Here is a 24,589-nt window from a genome sequence, read left to right as displayed (position 1 = left end):
ATCGACGGCATGCCCTGGCGTAAAAAACGGCCGCACTGCTGCGCGCCGTTTTTTTTTGTACGAAGCCCCGGCACTTCTCCTGCCGGAGAGGGGTGCGGTGAACACAATCAATGTGGTAACCTGAAGCGACTGCGCACCCCCTGCCTAGGGGAGCGACAGCAACTCAATACAACTAAGCATCAAGCCCGGCACTTGCGTTTCAATCGCATTGCGCCAAGGGCGTCGATCATAAAGAGATGGGGAAAACATGAAAAAAACAAAGATGGCGCCGTTCAATGTCGTTCTCGTTTCAAGCACCCTCCCGGGGCGCGCCTCCTGTCGTACCCGCTCCTGCGCTTCTGCATACTAAGCTCGCTTCATTGCTATTACGGTGATGGCAGCAAGATCTGCTGCTACTCGAATGACAATCGCGCGAGCCGGCTTGTCCTGTTCGCCCCTGCCCAATGACACTAAAATAATGCGCCGATTGCTACGACCAGGAACCGCCCTCATCCCGCTGGTGCTTGCCCTGCTTGCCGGATGTGCCACCGGATACGGTCCCCAAGGCTTCACCGGGGGATACATCGACACCAAGATCCAGGACGACGTTTATCGAATCAGGTATTCCGGCAACGGGATGACCAGCAGGGACAAGGTCTGGCAATACTGGATCTATCGCTGCGCAGAACTGACCACGCAAAAAGGTTATTCGCACTTCATGCTGCTAAAAACGGGCGAGCCGATACCCGCGCCGCAGGCCGATTCCTCGCCGATTGGGGACCATGCCTATCGAAGCACCTCGGCTGACGACGAGGGTGATGCGCTGTCGCGGGCCACGCCTGCGGCTACGCGCTCGGCGCCGATTTATATCTTCACGCCGTCGACACCGGTGATCAGATACGCCAATGAAGGCAGCATCAAGATGGTGAACAACCCTGCCGCCTACCCTGGCCGCACCATGTTGCGCGCGGACGTGATCCTGAAACTGATCGGACCTTACGTGCAGACCGGCGGCAAAACGCGCGCGCCTTCGGAACAGGAACTGCTCAAGGCTGCCGTCGTCATCGCCCCCGGTACGCCTTCGGCACCTCCCATCAAAGGCCGGGTCACGCTCGATGACCTGAAATATCTTTTGCCGCCTCCTTGAACGGACCGTGATGAAACCTCACTCCCTTAAGATTCTTGCAGCCAGCCTGGCTCTCTCGGCTGCCGTTCCGCAGGCCCATGCGATGGATGCCGAAGCCCTGTTCCAGCAGGCCTCTCCCAGCATCTGGGTCGTCAACGCCATGAATGCGCAGGACAAGTTGATCAGCGCCGGTTCGGCGGTCGTCATTGGCCCCGGGCGGCTGGTCACCAATTGCCACGTCCTGGCGCGCGCCAGCAGCTTCAAGTTGCGGCAAGGCAAAGTGACCTTGCCCGGCAAATTGGAATTCCCCGACGTTGAGCGGGACCTCTGCCAGGTCCGGGTCGAAGGCATGACGGCGCCGGCGGTCTCCATCGCGCCGTCGCGCAACCTGCGCGTGGGCCAGAAGGTTTTCACCCTGGGCGCCCCGAGTGCATTGGAGGAAACCATCAGCGACGGACTGCTGTCGGCCCTCAGGCTTGATCCCGATGGAAAGCTGCGCTTCCTTCAGATCTCGGCCCCGATCTCCTCGGGGTCGAGCGGAGGCGGCTTATTCAATGACAAAGGCGAACTGATCGGCATCACCACCGCAATGCTGGCCGGGACCACCCTCCAGAATTTGTCCTTTGCCGTACCCGCCGACTGGATCTGGGAATTGGAAGCGCGCGGTCGTGCCGCCAAGCCGTCCGCCCCGATCGCGGTAGCGTCCAACACGGCTTCGGCACCTGCCGCGACTACGCCCCCCGCTCCCGCTCCTCTTCCCGTTACCGCCCCTGTTGCCGCCACCAACAAGGCGGCGGAGACACCAGCCGCGCCCGCGCCAGTCGTCCCACCGGCAGCCCCATCGCCAGCCGCCACACCGCCAGTAGCCGCACCATCGGCAATTTCCTCGCCGGTAGTGGCAACACCGCCGATCACGCAAGTTGCAGCGACAGGCTGGAACGGTCTCATGCGCTGCGCAGCCCGCCATGGAAGCGAGGCAAGCGATGTGGCGTATCAGTCGGAGTTTGAGGTGCAGGTTACGAATTCAACGGTAACGCTGCGCCGCAAGAACGACCAGGTGGCGGAGGCCCTGACAGGACGTATCAGCGACGGCCGCCTTGAACTCAAAGGGGTCGGCTACAAGGTTGAGCACCCCGAGGAAATCTGGAAGTTTCGTTTCAACGGCGACGTCCAGTCCGGCCCTCTGGTGTATTCCGGAAAAGGCAATATGCTGTCGGGCGCAGATATCATTCGTGACTGTGACGTGACAATCAAGCGCATCTGACCCGCTCAGGCTCTTGCCGAACCTCGCTTGCCGGAAAATTGCGAAACGGAATTTTTCCCGCCGACGCGGATGCTGAGCTTGCTTCGCATGCGGTTCGCAAGGTTGGTGCATGAGAAAAATTCCGGCGGCTTGCCGATCAGCCCGCATAAGACGATACTGAGAAGTCCCATCTCTGTGAAGCGAGGAGACTATGGACCGATCACATGATGCACTGACGTTGCAGATGCTGGATTGGATTGCACAAGGAAAACCTTCTTATGCAGAAGTCCTGGATGTCTGGAAAAGTACATGCCCCCGGCTGACAATATGGGAAGACGCCTGCGCCGACGGCTTGGTTGATGCAACCGCAGGAATGGCCGGCACGGTGTCACTCACGGAAAAAGGAAGGCGCTTCCTTTCTCGATCAACCTTGGTCCAGCCCGAGGGGTCACTCCATAAACAACACCAATTGCCGTAAATTTGTAAATAACAATTATTCTCAGTTAAAATCTCCCCTATCGAATAATGCGAGGGGAAGATGTCTTCAAACGAGATGGGTGCCACGCTGGGAGCGATGTATCGCGATCATCACCGCTGGCTGCTCGGCTGGTTGCACAAGCGCTTGGGCAATGCGTTCGACGCTGCCGACCTGGCCCAAGATGCCTTCATGCGGATCTTGCTGAAGAATGACGACTTCCGCGTCAAAGAACCGCGCGCACTGCTCACCACCATCGCCCAGGGCATAGTCGCTAACCTGCGTCGCCGCCAGGAGATAGAGCGTTCCTATCTGGACGCGCTGGCGCTCATGCCGGAGGCCCACGCGCCTTCGCCTGAATCGCGCATGATCATGCTGGAAACCCTGGTGGCGCTTGATCGCATGCTAGGCGTTTTGCCGGCGCTCACGAAGGAAGCCTTCCTGCTGTCCCAGCTTGAGGGCCTGCGTCAAACCGAAATTGCAGAACGGCTGAACATTTCAGTGCCGACCGTCAAGCGGCACATCGCCCGCGCGCTGGAGCAATGTTGCTTCTGGGAGGAAGCGACGGCTTGATCGTTCGCTTCGTTGATCATGAGTAATCCTGACGTTTCCCGCCCCGTCACCTTATCGCCCCTGGTAAAACAGCAGGCAATCGAATGGCTGCTGGAGTTGCAATCCGAAACGGTGACTGACGACACTCGCCGCAACTGGCAACGGTGGCGGCAAGCCCATCCCGAACATGAATTGGCCTGGCAAAAGGTAGAAGCCTTCGGCGACCGAATGAATACCTTGCAGCCGTCGCTGGCACGGGCAGCGTTGACCGCCAAAGACTCGCTGGAGCGACGTCGCGCCGTCAAGATGGTGGCCATTCTCCTGTTTGCCGGCACCGCTGCCCTGAGTGTGGAACAGATCCTTCCCTGGCGCACCTGGCGCGCCGATCATGTCACCCGTGCGGGAGAAATACGCACCGTCACTCTCGAAGACGGCAGCCAACTGGCGCTCAATACGCGCTCGACGGTCAAGGTCGAATTCAGCGGCAAGGAGCGGCGGATACGCCTGATGAGCGGCGAAATCATGATCTCCACAGCGCACGAGAACGTCACCGATGCGACACCTTATCGTCCTTTTCTGGTGGAGACCCCGGATGGGGAGCTGCAGGCTTTGGGCACGCGCTTCACGGTACACAAGACCGAAGCTGAACGCAGCAGTGTTGCGGTCTATGAAGGCGCGGTTGAAGTACGTCCGGCGTTGGGCGGGACCCGAGTGCTGTCCGCCGGCAGTGCACTGGAATTCAGCACTCGCGATATCGGTCCGCTCAGTGTCGCTCCGGCGCATGCCGCAGCGTGGACTCGCGGCATGCTGGTAGTGGAGGACATGCCGCTTTCGGACTTCGTCGCGGAGCTGGCGCGCTATCGCAGCGGGTGGATCAACTGTGATGACGCAATTGGCCAACTGAAGGTGACAGGAACTTATCCTCTGGCGGATACCGACAAGGTGTTATTGATGCTGACGAGGGTGTTTCCGGTGGACATCGCTTACCTGACACGCTACTGGGTTACCGTCCGTCCGCGTGGCAATGGCGCATAGGACAAAAAATTTTCTCGCCGTTTGATCCCTTTCCCTTTCTGAAGGGGCAATGAAGATAAGAGCACATCTTCATTCAACTTCAGGGGAAACAAGACCATGATCAAGAGAGCAACATCGTCGACGGCGCGCAGCACCTCCCGGCAAACCATCCTGGCGCATGCCGTCGCGCATGCGATTGCAGCGCTGCTGGCGTCGTTGCCCGCATATGCCCAGCAACAGGAAATCACCCGCAGCTATCGCGTCGCGCCCGGCCCGTTGACCAGCGTACTGAAGCAATTCGGCAGCGACGCCGGCATCATGCTGTCCTTTTCCAACGAACTCACTCAAGGCTTGCAAAGCCCAGGCATCAACGGCACTCGCACGGCTGCGGAAGGGCTTGCGCAGGGGCTGGCGGGCAGCGGCCTGGTCGCGGTGCGCCAGGAAGACGGCAGCTTCATCGTGCAAAAAGCTGCCGCCGGCAGCAGCCGAGCCGACGCGCCCTTGCCCCTGGTGACTGTGCACGGTGCGGCGGAAACAGCCACCAGCCACGTCAACGGCTACGCCGCCAAGCGGACAGCCACGGCGACCAAGACCGATACTCCCATCGAAGAGATTCCCCAGTCCATTTCCGTGGTGACCAGCGACCAGATCACCACCACCGGCGCGCGCACGCTGCAAGATGCACTCGGCTATACAGCCGGCGTGTCCGCGGAACAGGGATCTTATGGGGTCATGACCTCAGAATCCTTCTTCATCCGCGGCTTTGAAGTGCAACCCTATTCCGGTGGCATCCTGCGCGATGGCATGAAGTACCAGCCCAATGTCTATAACGGTGCACAGGAAGTGTATGGCCTGGAGCACGTGGAGGTGCTCAAGGGGGCTTCGTCAATCCTGTACGGTACCGCAGCCCCGGGCGGTCTGATCAATGCGATCACCAAGCGTCCCACCGCTGAATCCCTGCGGGAGATCAACGTCGAATACGGCAACCACAACCGTAAGCAGATCTCCGGCGACATCAGCGGTCCGCTCGATGACGCCGGCGAATTGACCTATCGGCTGACCGCACTGGAACGCAAGGCCGACAGTTTTGCGGACTTCGGCAAAAACGACCGTACCTACCTGGCGGCCGCCCTGACCTGGAGTCCTTCTGCGGCAACGTCGCTGACATTGCTGTCCAGCTATCAGCACAGCAAGACCACCGACAATGGGCCGCTGCCGCGCCAGGGCACGTTGCTGTTCAATCCGAATGGCCAGCTTCCGGGAGATCGCTATCTCGGCGAGCCCTCGTTCAACCTGTTCGACAACACCCAGAAAACAGTCAGTAGCATCTTCGAACACGCCTTCAGCGATACATTGAAGTTCCGTCAGAGCCTGCGTTATTTCACTTCTTCGCTCGACTACAAGTACTATCAGATCACTGGGGTGGGAACCGACTTGCGGACCGTCAGCCGTCGCGGCCGCGCGTTCCTGGATAGCACCGAAGCGGTCACCGCCGATACCAATCTGGAATACAGCTTCGACACGGGGCCTGTCGCGCACAAGGTATTGCTGGGTGTCGACTACCTGACTCAGCGTCATACCAGTGATCGCGCCAATACCACCTTCACGGACATCGACATGTACAACCCGGTGTATGGTCAGCCGTTTGGCTCCGCCACCGACACCGACAAATGGCGCCTGAAACAAAGCGGCACTGGCCTCTACCTGCAGGACCAGCTCAAAATCGCCGACAAATGGGTGCTGCTGGTGGGTGGCCGCCAGGATTGGACCCGGCTGGAAGACCGCGACCTGTTGAACAACCCGGATGGAATCGTCCAGACCGACAAGGCATTCTCCGGCCGCGCCGGCTTGGTGTACCTGGCCAACAACGGCCTGTCGCCCTATGTCAGTTTCAGCCAGTCGTTTGCCCCCGAAGAAGGCTTCGATCGCCTGCGCAACGCGTTCAAACCCACCCGTGGCGAACAATACGAAGTGGGCTTGCGCTACCAGACGCCAGACAAGAAACTGCTTTTGAGTGCTGCGATCTACCAACTCACGCAAAGCAATGTGCAAACGCCCGATCCCGTCGATCCGGACAACTTTTCGGTACAGACCGGCGAAGTGCGCTCGCGCGGCGTCGAACTGGAAGCCAAGGGCGCTCTCACCAAAAATCTGAATATCTCGGCAGCCTATTCGCTGATCAGCGCCGAGACCACCAAGAGCAACAATCCGGCCGAAATCGGCGCCACCTTCGTCGGCGTGCCGCGCTCCACTGTATCGCTGTGGATGGACTACCGCTTCAGCATTTTCGGCCTGCCAAACCTGCGCGCCGGCGCGGGCGTGCGCTACATCGGCGGCCGCCCGGGCAATGCCAGCGGCCTGCCGGACCAACCCGCCTACGCACTGGTAGACGCCATGGTGGCTTACGAGAGGGACCGCTGGCGCTACGCCATCAATGCCACCAACCTGGCAAACCGCCTTTACGTGCCTTCGCCCTGCTTTGGCCGTTCCTGCACTTACGGTCAGCCGCGGACTATCGTAGCCAGCGCCAGCTACCGATTCTGAACGCCAACAGCCGTCGGTTGCTGCCATGAAGCTTTTCTCAGCACGCCAAGGGGCCTTGCTCCTGCATCGTTATGTCGGGCTGGTGATTGCCGGATTTCTTACCCTTGCCGGCCTGACGGGAAGCGCTCTCGCATGGAATGACGAATTGGAAGCCTGGCTGGCTCCCAGACTATTCCGAGTGGCGGCTCCGACGCCGGGGGCTGTACTCCTGGACGGCCTGCAGCTGCGGCGAATCATCCTGTCACGCCTGCCCGCGGCCGATATCACGCATACCCCCTTGCGCAGCATGCCGGCGCGCAGCGTGACTTTCAGAGTGAAGGGTCGTGTAAGTCCCGTCACCGGCGAACGCGCAGTACTGGATTTCGACGAGGTCATGATCAACCCTTACACGGGCGAGATCCTGGGGACTAGAAAATGGGGGCGCCCGAGTTGGAGCGCCGAGAGCATCATGCCCTTCATCTACCGTCTGCATCAGTCGATGGCGATGGGCGTAGTGGGAACCTATCTCTTCGGTTTCATCGCGCTGCTGTGGACTGTCGATTGTCTGGTCGGCCTATTTCTCACGCTCCCGCCACCGCCAAAGCGCGTCGCCAGGAAACCGTGGCTGGCACGCTGGACGCCAGCGTGGAAGATTCGTCAGGACGCACGCGGATACAAACTTCACTTCGACCTGCATCGGGCGGCAGCCTTGTGGTTTTGGGTTCTGCTCCTATTGCTGGCCTGGAGTAGCGTGGCCTTCAACCTGTCCGAAGTCTACGATCCGGTGATGAAAAAGCTATTCGGCGCACAGTCCGAAGAAGCCTTGTTGTCACGCCCGTCTTTGAGAAACATGGTCCCCGCGCTGGATTGGGAGAAGGCGCGAGCGCGCGGACGCGTACTGATGTCGGCACTGGCGGACCGCCACAACTTCACCATCCAGCGCGAGGACATGCTTGCCTATGACAGTGGGCTCGGCATCTATCGCTACGATGTCCGAAGCAGTCTTGATCTGCGCCAGAGGGCCGGCAGCACTCAGGTATATTTCGATGCCGGCACCGGTGCACAGCTAGCCGTCTGGCTGCCAACCGGCGGCGCTCCCGGAGACACCATCCGCACGTGGATCACCAGTATCCACATGGCTGCGATCTGGAGTTGGCCGTTGAAAATTCTGATTAGTCTGGCTGGAATTATCGTCGCCATGCTCTCTGCCACGGGCGTGCTGATCTGGTGGCGCCGCTACCGAGCCCGGCGAGAAACCAGGTTGCTGCATTTTTCTTCTCTGGAACAAGAATAGATAAATCTTTCTGCTTCACCGGAGAAGCACATCAGCTATCGGCCAGCTACTGACATCGGGCAATCTCGTCCGAGAATCCTCGCAAGAATTCGATCACTTGCATTCTGAATTCAGGTTGCATTACCAACGTGGCAACCTCTTCCGGTGACTTCCCCACCAGAGGAAGCTGAAGAAAATGTCGATCCAAGAACCGATTGCTAACGGTCGACAAGACCAATCGCATTGAGGCCAACATGTCTTCCCCACGATGAGAGGCGTGAACTAAAGCGATAGGCTTGCCGATGATTTCGGCTCGCGAGACCATCCAATCGATGACATTTTTCATACCACCGGGGATGGCGCGGACGTACTCCGGGCTTGAGATGATGACGCCATCAGCTTGAGCCACCTGCGCGATCAGGACTTGTATTGCTGCAGGCGTATTTTCTGCCTCAAGATCAGGCGAAAATACGGGGAGAGAGCCAATCCGATCGAAAACTTTCACTGTCATACCTTCGGGGGCCAGGCCTTGCATCGCCTTCAGTAAAGCAGTATTGGTGGAAACGCTGCGCGCGCTCCCAGAAATGGCAAGAATCTTCATGAGAAAACAATGTACATTGAGATAGTTAGCATTATCTCTCGATAGAGTCTGTAATCGGCCAAAATCGGACCTCAGAGCGTGGTGTCAGGAGCGATGAACTTCGCAGGCCGCGCCTGAGACGGTGTGACGGAGCAACGAGTAGCTCAGGCCGGCGGACCAATGCCGTCGAGCGCTGCGACCGCTTCGGGCGAAAGCTTCATTGCTGCGGCGGCGATGTTTTGCTGCAGGTGAGCGACCGAAGAGGTTCCCGGGATCAGCAGGATGTTGGGCGAACGCTGCAGCAGCCAGGCCAGCGCGGTTTGCAGTGGTGTCGCTCCGCACTCGGCCGCTACGCGCTCGAGCGTGGAAGACTGCAGCGGTGAGAAACCGCCCAGCGGGAAGAACGGCACATAGGCGATACCTTCGCTTGCCAGTTGCGCCACCAGTGCGTCGTCGTCCCGGTGTGCCAGGTTGTACTGGTTTTGCACGCAGACGATATCGGTGATCGTCTTCGCCTGTGCGATTTGTTTGACCGTCGCATTGCTCAGGCCGATATGCCGCACCAAGCCCTTGCGCTTCAGCTCCGCCAGCGCTGTCAGGGACTCTTCCAAATCTCCCTCCGCCGGCCCGGCCACGTCGAACATCAGGCGCAGGTTCACGACATCCATCACTTCCAGACCCAGGTTGCGCAGATTGTCGTACACGGCGGACTCCAGCTCGGCGGGCGACATCGCAGACTGCCAAGAGGCATCGGCGCCGCGACGTGCGCCGATCTTGGTGACGATTGTCAGGTCGTCGCGGTAGGGGTGCAGGGCGTCGCGAATGATCTGGTTGGTGATGTGCGGGCCGTAGAAGTCGCTGGTATCGATATGGTCGACACCCATATCCAAAGCCGCCCGCAACACGGCAATCGCCTGCTGGCGGTCCTTGGGTGGCCCAAATACATGCGGACCGGACAGCTGCATGGCGCCATAGCCCATGCGGGTGACATTGAGGTCGCCGATCCTGTAATGGCCGGCGTGTTTGGCCTGGTTCATCTGTTTCTCCTTGCGGTTGATAGGTAGGTGAGTGAAACCAGTCTAAGCGCAGGAACGTTGTGCGACAATCCGGCACAATAGAACAGCTTGTGCACAATTCAGGACAATCCGGAGAAACCCATGGCTGATCTGCAAGACATTGCCGCCTTCGTCGCCGTCGCCACGCACGGCGGCTTCCGCGGTGCGGCGCGCATCACCGGCACCAGCGCCTCGCAACTGAGCGAGGCCGTCCGCCGCCTGGAGGCGCGCCTGGGAGTGCGTCTGCTCAACCGCACCACCCGCAGCGTGGCCGCCACCGATGCCGGCCGGCATCTGCTGGAACACCTGACGCCGGCGCTGGGGGCGATCGAATCGGCGCTGGACGTGGTGAATGGTTTTCGCGACCGGCCCGCCGGGCGATTGCGATTGAACGTCCCCCTGGCCGCCTCAAAGCTTGTATTGCCGCGCATCGTCCCTCAATTCCTCGCGGCCTATCCCGAGATCTGCCTGGAAGTGATCGTGGAGGATCGTTTCGTTGAACTGCTTCAGTCGGGTTGCGACGCCGGTATCCGCTATGAGGAAGGCATGGACCAGGACATGGTGGCCATTCCCGTCGGCCCCCGCCGTCAGCGCATGGCGCTGGCCGCTTCCCCATCCTATCTCGCGCAGCATGGCAGGCCGCGCCACCCGGACGACCTGCGCAAGCATCTCTGCCTTCGCGGGCGCTTTTCCAGCGGACTCATGCCGCAGTGGTTTTTTGAGCGAAAAGGAAAGTCGGTGACAATCGAAACGGATGGACCGCTGATCGTGAATCTCGGCGCCGCCGCCGACCTGGCGGTCGATTCGGCTGTGGCCGGCGCTGGAGTAATCTATCTGTTCGAGGAATGGCTGCAACCCTATATCGACCGCGGCGAGCTGGAGCCGCTTCTTGAATCCTGGTGGCCCAGTTTCACCGGTCCCTCACTGTACTATCCCGGTCGCCGCTACCTGCCTGCGCCATTGCGGGTCTTCGTGGATTTCGTGCAGACCATGCGCTGGTAGCGCGTTGGAGCATTATGAGCGCACCACTGAAACGCCGACTGACTTGAGGAAGTCGGCTTCCGGCCGGAAGCTGACGTTGACGAACCTGCGTAAACTCCAGTAATTTGTTCCTTCCTTGACATACATTGAGCGTCTAAAAGCAATGAAGAAGTTATTGGTTCCAATATTTGTGGCGATTGGGTTGTCAGGTTGTTTGCACGACCGGGAAATTTATCCTGGCTCTCCGGCCTCTGGAGTTGACCCTCTAGCTAACTTAAATTCTCCGTGTCCCGATTTAAGCGGTGACTATGAGTTTATTGCCTCGCTTCTGAAAGGCGACCAGAACGAACAAATATATGGAAGAACTCATGGTCTTGATTCTGCACTTCCGATTTCTGGCTATTCGACAGAATGGACAAAAATGATTCGCGGTTATCGGCTAGAGGCGGGCACCCGTTTTCAAGAACGACCCCGTTATGGAAAAATTACTCAAATAAGCGAGCGAGTTTATTTGCTGAGCATGTTCTACAACGACGGTCTTGCAGGCGAATATCATACGGACCTGACTGACAAGTCTAAATTTGTTTGTATGAACAATCGTTTGATTGGGGGTGGGCGCAGTCAAAATTCGGGTAGTTCAGAATGGGGGAAAAACGATTCCAGCGGGATGTATCAGATATACAAAGACGAAGATGGAAATTTGATCCGTGAGCAAATATCCCAAGTACATATGAACGCACTCTTGGGAATACCCACAGGAACGGCGGAGTATTTCTACACAATCCGCTTCAAAAAATTAAATCCGGCTTCCGTCACTTCACCACAAAAGAGATAGGGACTCGAGAAGTCCGTAACCGGCCAGCACTGGATACCTCCACATTACAAAGGAAGCCGATTGCGCCGACGCAGTTCCCGGATCACGCCGCTGTGGTCGAGATCGCCGTCGCCGTTTTTCAACATATCGGAAAACAACCGATCGGATTTGTTGAGCATTGGCAAATCCAGCCCGACGCTCGCGGCAAAGCGAATCGCCGTGCTCGTATCCTTGACTTGATAGCGTGCCGGGCCGCCGGGCGTAAAGTCGCCGCTGATCATGCGTAGCGCATGCTGACGCAGGATTGTCGAGTCGGCAAAGCCGCCTAGCAGTGCCTCCCGCACCTTTGCGGGATCGGCGCCGCCGCGCTCAGCCAATAGCAAAGCTTCCGCCACGCTGGCGATATTGTTGGCAACCATCATCTGATTGACCAGCTTCGCCAGTTCTCCCGAACCTGCCGGACCGACATGCGTCGGGCGCCCCATCTTTTCCAATAGCGGCAGCGCCTGCTCATAGGCCTGCGTCGTGCCGCCCGCCATGATCGCCAGGCTGGCCTCCATCGCGCCCTTTTCGCCTCCGGATACCGGTGCATCGACATAGGCAACTCCTCGCGCGGCGGCCTGCTGTGCCTGATGACGCGCGGTCTCGACCGGAATCGAACTCATGACGACCAGCAAACTTCCGGGTCTCATGCGGGCGATCAGTCCGTGCTCGCCCAGCAGGAGTTCATCGCAACTGGGGCCCGAACTTAGCATGCATATCAATGCATCGACATTGCGGACGACATCGCCGGGCTCGGTGACCGTCACGGCGCCGAATGCGGAGAGGCGCTGTGCTTTCTCCGGCGTGCGATTCCAGGCCTGCACACGATAGCCGGCCTGCGCCAGATGGCGCGCCATGGGAAACCCCATGATGCCGGTACCGATGAAGCCGACTGTTCCGATGGTGAGTGGTGCCGTCATGCCTTCCCTCCGTTGGCGATGCTGCCGAACCGCACCGCCAGTTCCCGCTCGATACAGGCAGGAAAGCCCGCCCTGAAACGCGCCAGATGGGGCGTTTCCAGATGCAGATCGAATGCTGCCCGGTCGTCATAGATTTCATAAAAAAGCACCCGCGTCGAGTCTGCAATACACACAACGTCGAACTGCCGGCAACCTGGTTCGTCAGCTACCGAATGTCGTGCGTCGTCATGTGCCAGCGCAAGGAAATCCGCCATGCTGGCGGATTTGACCTCGAACTCTGCAATGACGACAAATGCTGTTGCGACATCTGTCATGCGCGGCTCCTAACGCAACAAGATGCTGCCACCCGGATTGGTGCGAGCATGCCGTTCCATTTCCTGACGCAGTTTCACCACGTCCAGATCGCTCGACAGCTCCACATCTTCGAAGCGGACGACGGTGTCTTTCTTGACAGCGCGCTTGAGCTTGACGTTGTGCGCCAGACCGATCGGCAACGCCCCCAGCGCGAGGCTCTTCGAAGCAGGGATCGCATTGGCCCACACGGCATAGCCGCCCTCGCCATCCAGCATCTCACCGGCCTGCAGGTCGCGCTTGGCGGTCGCAACGGCATCGCCACGGAATTCCTTCGAGCACCCGGTGGATTCTCCTCGCAATACTGCCGACAACACGCTGATGCTGGTTTCCAGGCCGATCATGTGGAACGGGCGCCACATCGAGCCATACCAGCCGGACTTGTCGACCAGCAGACCGTATTGCTTGAAGCAGGCGCGTGCGTATTCAGTCGGCGCCTTGAAGGTGACGAAGACGCCGTAGCGGATATTGTTGAAGACTTCGCGGCCATCCGGCTCCTGGCTGGCCGCGATGTCGACCAGGCCGCTGCGCGCCAGCCGGCCGCCGTCGGCGGCTGGGCGAAATACGCTGGCCAGATCATGCAAACCGGTCGGCGGAAATGCCAGGCCGTCGTCAGGGCAATCGAGGCCGGTGCCGTTGGCGACCGCCGCCATTTCGATCGCGGCCTTGGTGCCGTCGGTGAAAGAGTTATACATCTTGGGATTGAAATCGCCCTTGGCAACTTCTTCTTCGGTCCAGCCAAAGAATCCCCAGACGGTGTCCGGCGTCGAATAGCGGTAACGCGGCTCGTAGTTCATACCCTTGCCTGCCGAGACCAGTTCGAAACCGCAGGACCGCGCCCAGTCAACCAGTTCGCAAATGATGGCCGGTTGATCGCCGTAGGCCATGCTGTAGACCAGACCCTTGGCTTTGGCGCGTGCCGCCAGCAAAGGACCGCACATGGCGTCGGCCTCCACGTTGACCATCACCACGTGCTTGCCGCCGTCGATGGCCGACAAGGCGTGGCGTACGCCGGCGATCGGATGACCGGTCGCCTCGATGATGCATTCGATCTCCTGGCAATCTGCCAGTGCGGCGGCGTTTTCCAGCACGCAGGTGGTGCCGTTTTTGACTGCGTCGCCGAGTGTCTTGGCCTGGTATCTGTCCTTTTCCCAGCCGACTCGCTCCAGTGCAGCATGGGCTTTTTCCACATTCAGATCGGCAACGCCGACGATGTGCATGCCTTCGATAAGCCGCGCCTGAGCCAACACCATGGAGCCGAATTTACCGGCGCCGACCAGGCCGACGCGCACCGGGCGGCCGGCCGCCGCGCGTTCGCGCAGCAAGCTGTACAGATTCATTTTTGATCCTCGTCAATGACAGAAGGTATCGCCCTTGTCTCTCGCGTTCTGGGCTTTGGGTGCGATACCTGAAAGCGTGAAATTGCCGTTATGTCTTGCCCCACGCGTGAAACAGCGCTATGGAACAAACCAGCCGACAGACTCTTACGCATTGAGCGAACTGCTTCTTGCGCAGCTTGGACTCGCCCAATTCGTGCAAAAAAGTTTACTCAGCGCATCCTGTTAAAACAATTAACATTTACGAGAGAAATGCTTAGTTTTTCTAAAAAATAAAAGAGACGAGAAGAAGAGCGGAGGAAAAGAAGAGGAAGGGAGAGGTAATTTCTAGAACGGTAAACGCAGATACTGCGCTTGCTCCGCCTGCCATTGCGCGACTTCTGCGCGTAGCCAGTCGATGAAGACACTGACTTTGTTTTTGCGCAGGTGATCAACCGGACAGACGATCCATTGGGTGGTCTGGGAAATCTTCGGCGGCTTGCGCACCGGACAAACCAGGCTGCCGTCGCGCAGTTCGCGCCACATCATCAGGCTGCTTTCCAACGCCAGGCCGATGCCGTCGGCGGCAGCGTCAACCGCCATGTGGCTGCGGTCGAACAATACCCGGCGCATCTGATTCGGCGGCGTGATCTTGCTCATGGAAAACCAATAGGGCCATTGCACTTGCGATTTGACCGACTGAATCAATCGGTGCTGAGCGACATCGGCGACATTCATACTGTCCGCAGCAGCATAGCCGGGGCTGCACACGGGGAAAAACCATTCCTCCGTCAGCCCTTCAGTGAACAAGCCGGGCCATTGGCCCCGTCCATGGCGAATTTCAACGTCCACCGTCTCGCGCGTAAAGTCGGTCACTTCATTGGTTCCGTTGAGCCGCACCTCCAGGTCGGGATTGGCATCCAGAAACGAACGCAATCGCGGCAGCAGCCACTTGCTAGACAGGGTTGGCGTCGCCCGCACCGTCAGCAGCGTCACCGGCCGCAGGCCGCGAATGCTTTGGGTGGCCTCGGAAATACGGTCGATCTCCTCGGCGATCATGGAGAAATAGCGCTCGCCGGCCTCCGTAAGTGCGACGCCGCGGCCGACCTTGACCATCAAGGAGGTGCCCAGATGCGTTTCGAGCGCCTGGATCTGTTGGCTCACCGCAGAGGGAGTGACATTGAGTTCTTCCGCCGCACTCGAAATGCTGCCGGAGCGGGCTACCGCATGGAAAACACTGATCGAGCGAAGAGGAAGATACATGGCGTGAACTCTTTAAATTTTCTACATGATACTTAAAAATAAATTAATTGTACTTCACCAATAAACCTTTTACATTCAATCACGGACTCCCCAGGCAAGCTCGCAGAAAGCGACCGGGGAATCTCGAAGGCACTCGACCAAGATGTCGCGTGCTGCAGCCAGACAAGCTGCACCGTATCCGGAAAAACAAGGCGTCTCCACCAGGCAAGTCGCCCTCTACCCGGATCCCGACCTATAAAAACTGGAGACAACAGCATGAAGCAAACCACACCGCCACGCGGAGATTTTTCGTCAAATTCATCGTCGGACCTGCCTTCCGCCAAACGCCGCAGCCTGTTGACCGCAGCAGCGACGTTGCCGTTGTTCACGGTCTGGTCTGGCCCTGCCCGCGCCGCCGAATTCAACTACAAGCTGGCCACCGGGCAGTCGCTCGATCAACCGATCAATGCACGCCTGAAGCAGGCCACCGATCGCATCCGTGAAGCCAGTGCGGGTCGACTCGACATCCGCTTTTTCCCGGCCAGCCAACTGGGCTCGGATACCGATCTGCTGACGCAAGTGCGCTCGGGCGGGGTCGAGTTCCTCAACATCGCCGGCTCGGTCATTTCAACCGTTGTGCCGTTGGCTGCAATCACCAACGTCGGCTTCACGTATTCCGACTACCAGCAAGTGTGGAGCAGCGTGGACGGCGATCTGGGCAAGCTGATCCGCGCACAAATAGACAAGAGCGGCTTCGTCTCCGTGGCCAAGGCCGGCGACAACAGCTTCCGCCAGATTTCATCCGCCTCCAAGCCGATCAAGACGCCGGCCGACCTGCAGGGCTACCGCATTCGCGTCCCCGTGTCCCCGATGTTCACGTCGCTATTCAAATCTCTGGGCGCCAACCCGACCTCCATCAACTTCAACGAGCTCTACACGGCGCTGCAAACCAAACTGGTGGATGGCCAGGAAAACGGCCTGGTTGCCATCGACTCCGGCAAACTGTACGAGGTGCAGAAGTACATCACCCAGACCAATCACATCTGGGATCCGTTCTGGATGCTGGGCAATCGCCGTGCGTTTGCCAATCTGCCAGACGATCTCAAGAAAATCGTGCAGCGCGAGTTTGACCGCGCCTACATGGAACAACGCGGCGACGTTGAGCAACTCAACACCACGCTCAAGGACCAGCTCACCAAGAAAGGCATCGTCTTCGAGACCGCCAATCGCGACTCCTTCCGCAAAGCCTTGTCCGACGCCGGGTTTTACAAAGAATGGCGCGATAAATTCGGCGCTGCGCCATGGGCTGCGCTGGAGGCCGTCGTAGGGAAAATGTCGTGAGCGCCGTTCATAGCCCCGCACCGCCGATGCCATTGAACAGGCCCGTCGGCAACATGCTGGGCAGCGTGCAGTACTGGCTGGAAAAATCGGTGGAAGTCCTCACCGCCGGCGTACTGGTCGCCGAGGTGGTGCTGCTGTTCATCGGCATCATCGCGCGCTCGGTGCTGCACAGCTCGCTGATCTGGAGCGATGAACTGGCATCGATCCTGTTCCTGTGGCTGGCGATGTTGGGGAGCGCGCTGGCAGTGCAGCGATCCTGCCATATGCGCCTCACATTCTTTGTATCGAAAATGTCACCGCGCGCGCAAGCGTGGGCGGAGACGCTTGCGGTAGGCGTCACCGCCGTACTGCTCGTGATGATGATCCATCCCAGCTTTGACTATGTCGAGGACCAGGGTTTCGTCGAAACGCCTGCGTTGGGCTGGAGCGGCATGGTACGGGCGCTGGCTGTACCGGTTGGGTTCCTGATTGCCTTCGTGAGTTGTGCGCTGCGCCTGATGCATCACAAAAAAAGCGACATCCTTACGGTAGCAGCGTTGCTGGCGGTCATCGCCGGGGCCTGTTACCTGGGGGCGCCGATGTTCACTGCCATGGGACAAAGCGCGCTGCCGATCTTCTTCATCGGCTTGTTGGGTGCGGCAGTCATGACCGGTGCCCCAATCGCCTTCGCCTTTGCGATTGCGACCTGTGCGTATCTGCTCACCACGACGACCACGCCGGTGGTGATCGTCGTGGGCCGCATGGATGAAGGCATGAGCAGCCTCATCCTGCTGGCGGTGCCGATGTTCGTGCTTCTGGGGCAGTTGGTGCATGCGACCGGCCTGGCGCGCGTGATGGTGGAATTTTTGGCGGCTCTGGTCGGCCACGTCCGAGGCGGCATGTCGTATGTACTGCTGGGCGCTATGCTGCTGGTATCCGGCATCTCCGGCTCCAAAACCGCAGACATGGCCGCAGTGGCGCCGGTGCTGTTTCCCGAAATGCGCAAACGCGGCATGCAGGACAGCGAGCTCATTTCCTTGCTGGCCGCCTCCGGGGCGATGAGCGAAACCATTCCGCCGTCGCTGGTCCTGATCGCGATTGCGTCCGTGACTGGAATATCGATCGCGGCGCTGTTCACCGCCGGCATCATGCCCGCCTTCGTCCTGGCGATCGTGCTGGCCGTAGTCGCCTGGTGGCGTGCCGGATCGGACCATGTCGCGACCAATCGCGCACCGATCAAACGCGTGCTAAAAACCTTCGCCATCGCCGTGCCTGCCCTACTGCTGCCCTTCGTCATCCGTACCGCAGTAGTGGAAGGCGTGGCGACTGCGACCGAAGTATCCACCATCGGTATTGCCTATTCGCTCATCGTCGGCCTGATCATCTATCGCGGCAGCCTGAAGTGGCATATGGCGTTGCCGATTCTGGTGCAGACGGCGGCACTGTCCGGCGCCATTCTCTTTATCGTCGGCGCAGCCAGCGCGATGGGATGGGCATTGACGCAATCCGGTTTTTCACATGACCTTGCAGCAATGATGACCGCCGTGCCGGGCGGGGCAACCGGCTTCCTGCTGGTTTCCATCGCGGCCTTCATTGTCCTCGGCAGCGTACTGGAGGGCATCCCGGCGATCGTGTTGTTCGGCCCTTTGCTATTTCCGGTGGCACGCCAGCTCGGCATCCATGAAATCCACTACGCGATGGTCGTAATCCTTGCGATGGGGCTTGGCGTTTTTGCTCCTCCGTTTGGCCTGTGTTATTACGCCGCCTGCATCATCGGCGAAGTAAAACCGGAAGTGGCGCTGAAACGCATCTGGCTCTATCTGGGAATGCTGCTCCTGGGATTGATTGCAATTACCTTCATTCCCTGGATATCAATCGGCTTTCTTTAACTTCTCGAGACCTCAAAGAAAAAAGCCCGCCAAGCGGGCTTTTTCATGCCGTGACACTCCTGATTACAAGTCAGGCGCTCTCCACCGGCACGAATTCCTCTATCAGTACATTCGCCGGGAAGCTCACCGTGAAGGTGCTGCCCTTGTCCGGCACCGATTCCACGCCCAGGGTGGCGCGGTGGCGCAGCAGCACGTGGCGCACGATAGCGAGACCCAGGCCGGTGCCTTGCGTTTCGCGCGAGCGGCTCTTGTCGACGCGGTAGAAGCGCTCGGTCAGGCGCGAGATATGTTCCTGGCTGATGCCGATGCCGTTGTCCCGCACCACGAATTGCGCGCCGCCGTCCGGCTTGCGCTCCCAGTACAACTTGATGGTGCCGTCTTGCGGCGTGTAGCGCACGGCGTTCGAGACCAGGTTGCTGAAGGCGCTGCGCAGTTCGTCGACGTTGCCCTGAAGATCGGGGCCGTCGGCGTCCAGCGTGATCTGGTGCTTGCCGGCCGACAGCGCCTTGGCCTCTTCCAGGATGCCTTCCAGCAACGGCCGCACATGCACGCGTTCCGAACGCAGCGGGTAGTCGACCGACTCCAGCCGCGTCAGCGTAAGCATGTCGCCGATCAGGTTCTGCATGCGCTGCCCCTGCTCGGTCATGAGCTTGAGATGCGCGGTGCGGACTTCAGCGTCGAGGTTCGGCTGCGCCAGCGCGATCTCGAGGAAGCCGTTGATGACCGTCAGCGGCGTGCGCAGCTCATGCGATGCATTGGCGATGAAGTCGCGGCGCATCATGTCGATCCGCTCCGATTCGGTGGCGTCGTGCGTGACCAGGATCTGGCGGCGGTTCTCGAACGGAATGATCTGGACGATCAGCTTGCGCTCCTGCACGCTCAGCACCAGCGGCTGCTCATAACGGCCGAGGATGATGTAGTCGATGAAGGCGGGATTGCGGATCAGGTTGGTGACGCGCATGCCCTTGTCGCGCTCGAGTTGCAAACCCAGGTGCCGTTGCGCCGCCGGATTGCACCATTCGAGGAACAGCACGTCGTCCATGATCACCACGCCGTCCGGCAGCAGGCTCATGGCCTGGCGGAAACGCGCCAGCCATTCGGCCAGCTCGATCTGGTTCTTTTCATCGTCGCGGCGCATGCGGTACAAGCGCGCAAAAATGTCGGTCCAGGCGCCCCACCCGTCCGGCAACTTGGCGTGGCTGGGATTGTCGAGCCAGCTGCCGAGGCGGAACAGATAGTGCAATTGGGTAAACGCCAGCGCGCCCATGCCGCCCAAGGCGACGATCAGCCCGGCGGTTGCACCGAAGAAAAACCAGACGACGCAGACGCCAATCAGGCAGATCAGGAAGCGCAAGGCCGCCGGAACCCAAAACAGCAGTTGTGGACTCATGTAGTGCTCGTTAGTTTAGAACTGGAACAGGCGTCCAGTATAGAGGTCTTTCGGGTTCCCGCGTCTCCTGCGGAACCGCCGTACTGTTTTTGTTATTTTGCCGACAGCATGTAACCGACGCTGCGCACCGTCTTGATCAGGTGCTCGGCTTCGCGCAAGGCCTTGCGCAGGCGCAGGACGTGGACGTCGACGGTGCGCTCTTCGATGACGACATGGTCGCCCCAGACGCGATCCAGCAACTGGCTGCGCGAAAACACGCGGTCCGGATGCGCCATGAAGAACTTCAGCAGCTTGTATTCGGCATGGCCGATATCAATCTTGTCGCCGTTCAGGGCGACCGAACAACTGGCCGGATCCAGCGTGACTGGACCGACGAGCATTTCTTCCTGCGCAAATTCGGGACTCTTGCGGCGCAGCAAGGCTTTGATGCGCGCAGTCAGCTCGCGCGGCGAAAACGGCTTGGTGATGTAGTCATCGGCGCCGTTGTCGAGGCCGGCGATCTTGTCCTCTTCCATGCTCTTGGCGGTCAGCATGATCACCGACAGCTGCTGCAACTGGCGGTCGCCGCGGATGCGCGACAGCAGGTGCAGGCCGCTGCGGTCCGGCAGCATCCAGTCCAGCAACACCAATTGCGGCGCGCGGCGCTGCACGAACTCCCAGGCCGCCGCAGTATTGGACACGACGAAGCTGGACCAGCCCGCCTCCTTGAGCGTGAAGGCTATCAGTTCGGCAATCGACGGTTCGTCTTCAACGATCAGGATGGTGGTCATGGCTTGCGCTATCGGGAGTGGTCAGTGGCAGGTCAGGAAAACTCCGCGATCAGTCTTCTTCGGCTTCAAGGATCTTGGCCGCACCGAAGTCGGTGTGACGAATGTCCTTGCCGCCGACGACGTAGATCACGTATTCGCCGATGTTCTTGGCGTGGTCGCCGATACGCTCAATGGCCTTGGCCACCCACAGCGTGTCGATCGATGCCGAGATGGTGCGCGGATCTTCCATCATGAAGGTTGCCAGGCTGCGCGTGATCGAACGGAAGCCGTGGTCGATGCTGGCGTCCTGCGCGATCAGCGCGGTCGCCTGGTCGGTATCGAGACGGGCGAACGAATCGAGCGCGCTGCGCAGCATTTCCGACGCTTCTTCGGCGATGACGCGCACGGTTTCGTAGTGATTGATCGGGCCGATGCCGCGCTTGTGCAGGTGGATCGCATTGCGTGCGATCTTGGTGGCTTCATCGCCGACGCGTTCCAGATCGGTGATGATCTTGATGGTCGCCATCACGGTGCGCAGATCGTTGGCGGTCGGCTGGCGACGCACGATCAGGTGGCTGCAGGCATCATCCAGTTCGACTTCCAGGCGATTGACCGCCTCGTCGTCCTTCATCACGCGCGCGGCCAACTCCAGATTGCCGCTGCGGAAAGCCGCGATCGCATCCTGGAACTGGCGCTCCACCATGCCGCCCATGGCCAGCACGTTGGAACGAATGGTTTCCAGATCAGCATCGTATTGCTTGGAAGAGTGATCGCCTGTCATGTCACGTCCTTAAAAATAGAAAATATTTGTTGATGACCCGCTGGCCTCAAGAGGTGCGGCAGAAGCGTAGCGAGCAGCGCCGAGGTCTGAGTGAGAAGCGCAGCCGTACTGGGGTACGGCGAGCATCGCCACTCGGAGATCGGTGCGCGCAGTAGCTTATGCCGTACCTTATCCAAAACGGCCGGTAATGTAGTCTTGGGTTTCCTTGCGCGCCGGATTCATGAAAATCTGGTCGGTTTCACCAAATTCCATCAATTCGCCCAAGTACATGTAGGCGGTGTAATCCGAGCAGCGCGCCGCTTGCTGCATGTTGTGCGTCACGATGGCGATGGTGTAGTCGTTCTTCAGTTCGCCGATCAGCTCTTCCACCTTGGCGGTCGAGATCGGATCCAGCGCCGAAGTCGGCTCATCCAGCAGCAGCACTTCCGGCTTGACCGCGACGCCGCGGGCGATGCACAGGCGCTGTTGCTGACCGCCCGACAGGGACAGGCCGCTCTTGTTCAGCTTGTCCTTGACTTCACCCCACAGCGCGGCCTTGTTCAGGGCCCATTCGACGCGTTCGTCCATTTCGCCCTTGGGCAGGTTTTCGTACAAGCGGATGCCGAAGGCGATGTTGTCGTAGACCGACATAGGGAACGGCGTCGGCTTCTGAAACACCATGCCGACCTTGGCGCGCAGCATGTTCAGGTCCTGGCCCGGTTCGAGGATGTTGTTGCCGGCGTACATGATCTTGCCTTCGGCACGTTGACCCGGATACAGGTCATACATGCGGTTGAAGGTGCGCAGCAGGGTCGACTTGCCGCAGCCCGACGGGCCGATGAAGGCGGTGACCTTGCCTTCGAAGATATTGAGGTTGATGTTCTTGAGGCCCTGGAAACCGCCGTAGTAGAAATTCAGCTGCGAAATTTCGATGGTCGATTTCTTGTCTGCTGTTGCGGATGTTTGCGTAGTCATAGTATTCACTTGTCGATTCGCTTATCGGTTATCCGGTATCAACCGGGGACGCGTTGGCTGAACATGGTGCGGGACAGGATATTCAGCGCGAGCACACTGAAGGTGATCAGCAAGGCGCCACCCCATGCAAGTGCTACCCAGTTGTCGTAGGGACTCATGGCGAACTGGTTGATCACCACCGGCAGGTTGGCGATCGGCTGGTTCATGTTGGTGCTGAAGAACTGGTTGTTGAGCGCGGTGAACAGCAACGGAGCGGTTTCGCCGGAGATGCGCGCCACTGCCAGCAACACGCCGGTCACGACGCCGGCCTTGACGGCGCGCAGGCGCACCATCATCGCTACTTTCCAGCGCGGCGCGCCGAGCGAGAAGGCGGCTTCGCGCAGGCTGCTCGGCACCAGCTTCAGCATGTTGTCGGTCGTACGCACCACCACCGGGATCGCAATCAGCGAAATCGCGAAGGTGCCGGCCCAGCCGGAGAAGTGGCCGACATTGGCGACGTAGATCGCGTAGACGAACAGACCGATGACGATGGACGGCGCCGACAGCATGATGTCGGTGACGAAACGCGTGACCTGCGCCAGCTTGCTCTCTTCGCCGTATTCAGCCAGGTAGATGCCGGCCAGGATGCCGATCGGCGTGCTGATCACAGTGCCCAGGCCCACCATCAGCAAGCTGCCGATGATCGGATTAAGCAGGCCGCCGCCGTCGCCGCCGGGCGAAGGCGTGTTTTGCGTGAGCATGCCGAAGTTGAGTGCGCCGAAGCCCTTGATCACCAGCGTCAGCAGGATCCAGGCCAGCACGGCCAGGCCGGCCGCCATCGCCAGGAACGAGAACAGCATGCCGACGCGATGCTGCAGCAGGCGACGGCGATAGACCGGGTTCAGCGGCGAGTTCAGCGGCACGGCGACATCCTTCGCACCGGCTTGCGGAGTGACTTGTTGGTTCATTATTTTGCACCTTCCTTGCGTGTCATACCCATCAACATGACCTTCGCCACGGCCAGCACGATGAAGGTGATCACGAACAGGATCAGACCGAGGGCGAACAGCGACGACACGTGCAGCTTGGACGACGCTTCCGCGATTTCATTGGCGAGCGTGGAAGCGATACTGTTGCCGGCGGCGAACAGCGACCACGAAAGACGGTGGGAATTGCCGATCACGAAGGTGACCGCCATGGTTTCGCCGAGGGCGCGACCCAAGCCCAGCATGACGCCGCCGACCACACCGGTCTTGGTGTACGGCAGCACCACCTTGCGCACCACTTCCCAACGCGTACAGCCGAGGCCGTAAGCGGATTCCTTCAGCACGGCCGGCACCACTTCGAACACGTCGCGCATCACCGAGGCGATGAACGGGATGATCATGACCGACAGGATCAGGCCGGCGGTCAGGATGCCGATACCCATGGTCGGGCCCTGGAACAAGGCGCCGATCACAGGCAGTTGGCCGAGGGTGGCTTTCAGGGCCGGCTGGACGTATTCGGCGAACAATGGCGCAAACACGAACAGGCCCCACATGCCGTAGATGATGCTGGGCACACCGGCCAGCAGTTCGACTGCCGTGCCGAGAGGACGGCGCAGGCGGCTCGGGCAGATTTCGGTGAGGAACAGGGCAATGCCGAAGCTGACCGGGAACGCGATCAGCAGCGCGATCAGCGACGTCGTCAGCGTGCCGACGATGGCGATCGCGGCGCCGTACTGGTCATTGACCGGATCCCACTCCACGCGCGTGATGAAGCCCGGGCCAAACTCATGGAAGGCCGGCCAGGCGCCGATGAAGAGGGAAACAATAATCCCGCCGAGCATCACCAGTACCGACAAGGCGAAGATCAGCGTGACTTTATGAAAGAGGAAATCTTGAATGCGCTGCTTGCGCATGGTCGCCAACAGCGCTGCGTGCGCGTGCTGAGCTTGTTGCATGGCGCTATCTGCGGGAGGCTTGCCTAAATCGGTGTTCGACATGGTCGTGGCAGAGATGTTTGAGCTCATTATTTTCACCATTTGGTGCGGATTGCGGCG

The 24,589-nt window shown here is 59.6% G+C and carries 22 protein-coding genes; 10 read left to right on the top strand and 12 right to left on the bottom strand.

From position 1 onward, the window contains the following. Positions 1-457: 457 nt before the first annotated feature. The 6 genes from F506_RS04275 to F506_RS04250 all read left to right on the top strand — a co-directional run bounded on the left by F506_RS04275 (position 458) and on the right by F506_RS04250 (position 8,206). The gene (locus F506_RS04275) at positions 458-1,126 is read left to right on the top strand and encodes a CC0125/CC1285 family lipoprotein (RefSeq protein WP_144423993.1); all 669 of its coding nucleotides are present in this window, start codon (positions 458-460) and stop codon (positions 1,124-1,126) included. A gap of 10 nt (positions 1,127-1,136) precedes the next feature. Further along, on the top strand, positions 1,137-2,369 hold the full coding sequence (locus tag F506_RS04270; RefSeq protein ID WP_053195488.1) for a S1C family serine protease: 1,233 nt from the start codon (positions 1,137-1,139) through the stop codon (positions 2,367-2,369). A 532-nt stretch (positions 2,370-2,901) separates the two neighbouring features. Continuing rightward, entirely contained in the window at positions 2,902-3,396 is a 495-nt protein-coding gene (locus F506_RS04265; RefSeq protein WP_235471368.1) for a sigma-70 family RNA polymerase sigma factor, read from the top strand. 18 nt (positions 3,397-3,414) lie between these two features. Further along, a complete protein-coding gene (locus tag F506_RS04260; protein WP_053195486.1) occupies positions 3,415-4,410 on the top strand; it encodes a FecR domain-containing protein in 996 nt (331 codons plus the stop codon). A gap of 96 nt (positions 4,411-4,506) precedes the next feature. Then, on the top strand, positions 4,507-6,933 hold the full coding sequence (locus F506_RS04255) for a TonB-dependent siderophore receptor (RefSeq protein ID WP_053195485.1): 2,427 nt from the start codon (positions 4,507-4,509) through the stop codon (positions 6,931-6,933). Between the two features lie 25 nt (positions 6,934-6,958). Continuing rightward, positions 6,959-8,206: a PepSY-associated TM helix domain-containing protein gene (locus tag F506_RS04250; RefSeq protein ID WP_053195484.1), complete on the top strand. Its 1,248-nt coding sequence runs from the start codon at positions 6,959-6,961 to the stop codon at positions 8,204-8,206. A gap of 46 nt (positions 8,207-8,252) precedes the next feature. On the opposite strand, the gene F506_RS04245 is transcribed toward F506_RS04250, so the two are convergent. Together F506_RS04245 and F506_RS04240 are read right to left on the bottom strand one after the other, a co-directional pair. Continuing rightward, on the bottom strand, positions 8,253-8,786 hold the full coding sequence (locus F506_RS04245) for an NADPH-dependent FMN reductase (RefSeq protein WP_053195483.1): 534 nt from the start codon (positions 8,784-8,786) through the stop codon (positions 8,253-8,255). A gap of 143 nt (positions 8,787-8,929) precedes the next feature. Next, positions 8,930-9,802 (bottom strand): aldo/keto reductase family oxidoreductase, encoded by an 873-nt coding sequence (locus F506_RS04240; RefSeq protein WP_053195482.1) that lies wholly within the window; start codon positions 9,800-9,802, stop codon positions 8,930-8,932. 120 nt (positions 9,803-9,922) lie between these two features. Between F506_RS04240 and F506_RS04235 the strand changes: the two genes are divergently transcribed. After that, positions 9,923-10,822, top strand: coding sequence for a LysR family transcriptional regulator (locus F506_RS04235; protein WP_053195481.1), 900 nt, complete (start codon positions 9,923-9,925; stop codon positions 10,820-10,822). A 142-nt stretch (positions 10,823-10,964) separates the two neighbouring features. Continuing rightward, positions 10,965-11,636 carry a hypothetical protein gene (locus F506_RS22995; protein ID WP_144423992.1) on the top strand — a complete coding sequence of 224 codons (672 nt, stop codon included), beginning with the start codon at positions 10,965-10,967 and terminating at the stop codon, positions 11,634-11,636. A gap of 44 nt (positions 11,637-11,680) precedes the next feature. Here F506_RS22995 and F506_RS04230 read toward each other — a convergent pair whose 3' ends face one another. From F506_RS04230 to F506_RS04215, 4 genes are all read right to left on the bottom strand, one after another. Then, positions 11,681-12,577, bottom strand: a complete 897-nt coding sequence (locus F506_RS04230) for an NAD(P)-dependent oxidoreductase (protein WP_053195480.1) — start codon at positions 12,575-12,577, stop codon at positions 11,681-11,683. Next, positions 12,574-12,891: a putative quinol monooxygenase gene (locus tag F506_RS04225; protein ID WP_053195479.1), complete on the bottom strand. Its 318-nt coding sequence runs from the start codon at positions 12,889-12,891 to the stop codon at positions 12,574-12,576. The genes F506_RS04230 and F506_RS04225 overlap by 4 nt, the downstream gene beginning before the upstream one ends. A gap of 9 nt (positions 12,892-12,900) precedes the next feature. Further along, positions 12,901-14,268 (bottom strand): NAD(P)H-dependent oxidoreductase, encoded by a 1,368-nt coding sequence (locus F506_RS04220; RefSeq protein WP_053195478.1) that lies wholly within the window; start codon positions 14,266-14,268, stop codon positions 12,901-12,903. A 324-nt stretch (positions 14,269-14,592) separates the two neighbouring features. Next, on the bottom strand, positions 14,593-15,507 hold the full coding sequence (locus F506_RS04215; protein WP_053195477.1) for a LysR substrate-binding domain-containing protein: 915 nt from the start codon (positions 15,505-15,507) through the stop codon (positions 14,593-14,595). A gap of 255 nt (positions 15,508-15,762) precedes the next feature. Here F506_RS04215 and F506_RS04210 point away from each other — a divergent pair, with 255 nt between their 5' ends. After that, positions 15,763-16,827: a TRAP transporter substrate-binding protein gene (locus tag F506_RS04210; protein WP_053195476.1), complete on the top strand. Its 1,065-nt coding sequence runs from the start codon at positions 15,763-15,765 to the stop codon at positions 16,825-16,827. A gap of 26 nt (positions 16,828-16,853) precedes the next feature. Next, complete coding sequence (locus F506_RS04205) at positions 16,854-18,695, top strand: TRAP transporter large permease (protein ID WP_053195475.1); 1,842 nt, start codon at positions 16,854-16,856, stop codon at positions 18,693-18,695. Between the two features lie 70 nt (positions 18,696-18,765). Here the strand turns inward: F506_RS04205 and phoR are convergent, their stop codons facing one another. The 6 genes from phoR to pstC all read right to left on the bottom strand — a co-directional run bounded on the left by phoR (position 18,766) and on the right by pstC (position 24,490). Next, a complete protein-coding gene (gene phoR / locus F506_RS04200; protein ID WP_053195474.1) occupies positions 18,766-20,085 on the bottom strand; it encodes a phosphate regulon sensor histidine kinase PhoR in 1,320 nt (439 codons plus the stop codon). A 92-nt stretch (positions 20,086-20,177) separates the two neighbouring features. Beyond that, positions 20,178-20,855, bottom strand: coding sequence for a response regulator (locus F506_RS04195; RefSeq protein WP_053195473.1), 678 nt, complete (start codon positions 20,853-20,855; stop codon positions 20,178-20,180). 49 nt (positions 20,856-20,904) lie between these two features. Continuing rightward, on the bottom strand, positions 20,905-21,615 hold the full coding sequence (gene phoU, locus F506_RS04190) for a phosphate signaling complex protein PhoU (protein ID WP_053195472.1): 711 nt from the start codon (positions 21,613-21,615) through the stop codon (positions 20,905-20,907). A gap of 168 nt (positions 21,616-21,783) precedes the next feature. After that, the gene (gene pstB / locus F506_RS04185; protein ID WP_053195471.1) at positions 21,784-22,569 is read right to left on the bottom strand and encodes a phosphate ABC transporter ATP-binding protein PstB; all 786 of its coding nucleotides are present in this window, start codon (positions 22,567-22,569) and stop codon (positions 21,784-21,786) included. Positions 22,570-22,607: 38 nt separating this feature from the next. After that, positions 22,608-23,516 (bottom strand): phosphate ABC transporter permease PstA, encoded by a 909-nt coding sequence (pstA, locus tag F506_RS04180; protein WP_053195470.1) that lies wholly within the window; start codon positions 23,514-23,516, stop codon positions 22,608-22,610. Next, positions 23,516-24,490 carry a phosphate ABC transporter permease subunit PstC gene (gene pstC, locus F506_RS04175; RefSeq protein WP_235471367.1) on the bottom strand — a complete coding sequence of 325 codons (975 nt, stop codon included), beginning with the start codon at positions 24,488-24,490 and terminating at the stop codon, positions 23,516-23,518. The genes pstA and pstC overlap by 1 nt, the downstream gene beginning before the upstream one ends. Positions 24,491-24,589: the final 99 nt, after the last annotated feature.

This window comes from Herbaspirillum hiltneri N3, assembly GCF_001267925.1.
GTDB classification, from domain to species: Bacteria; Pseudomonadota; Gammaproteobacteria; order Burkholderiales; family Burkholderiaceae_D; genus Herbaspirillum; species Herbaspirillum hiltneri.
Note: the sequence above shows the minus strand (reverse complement) of the source record. Positions and strands in the feature narration are given on the sequence as shown.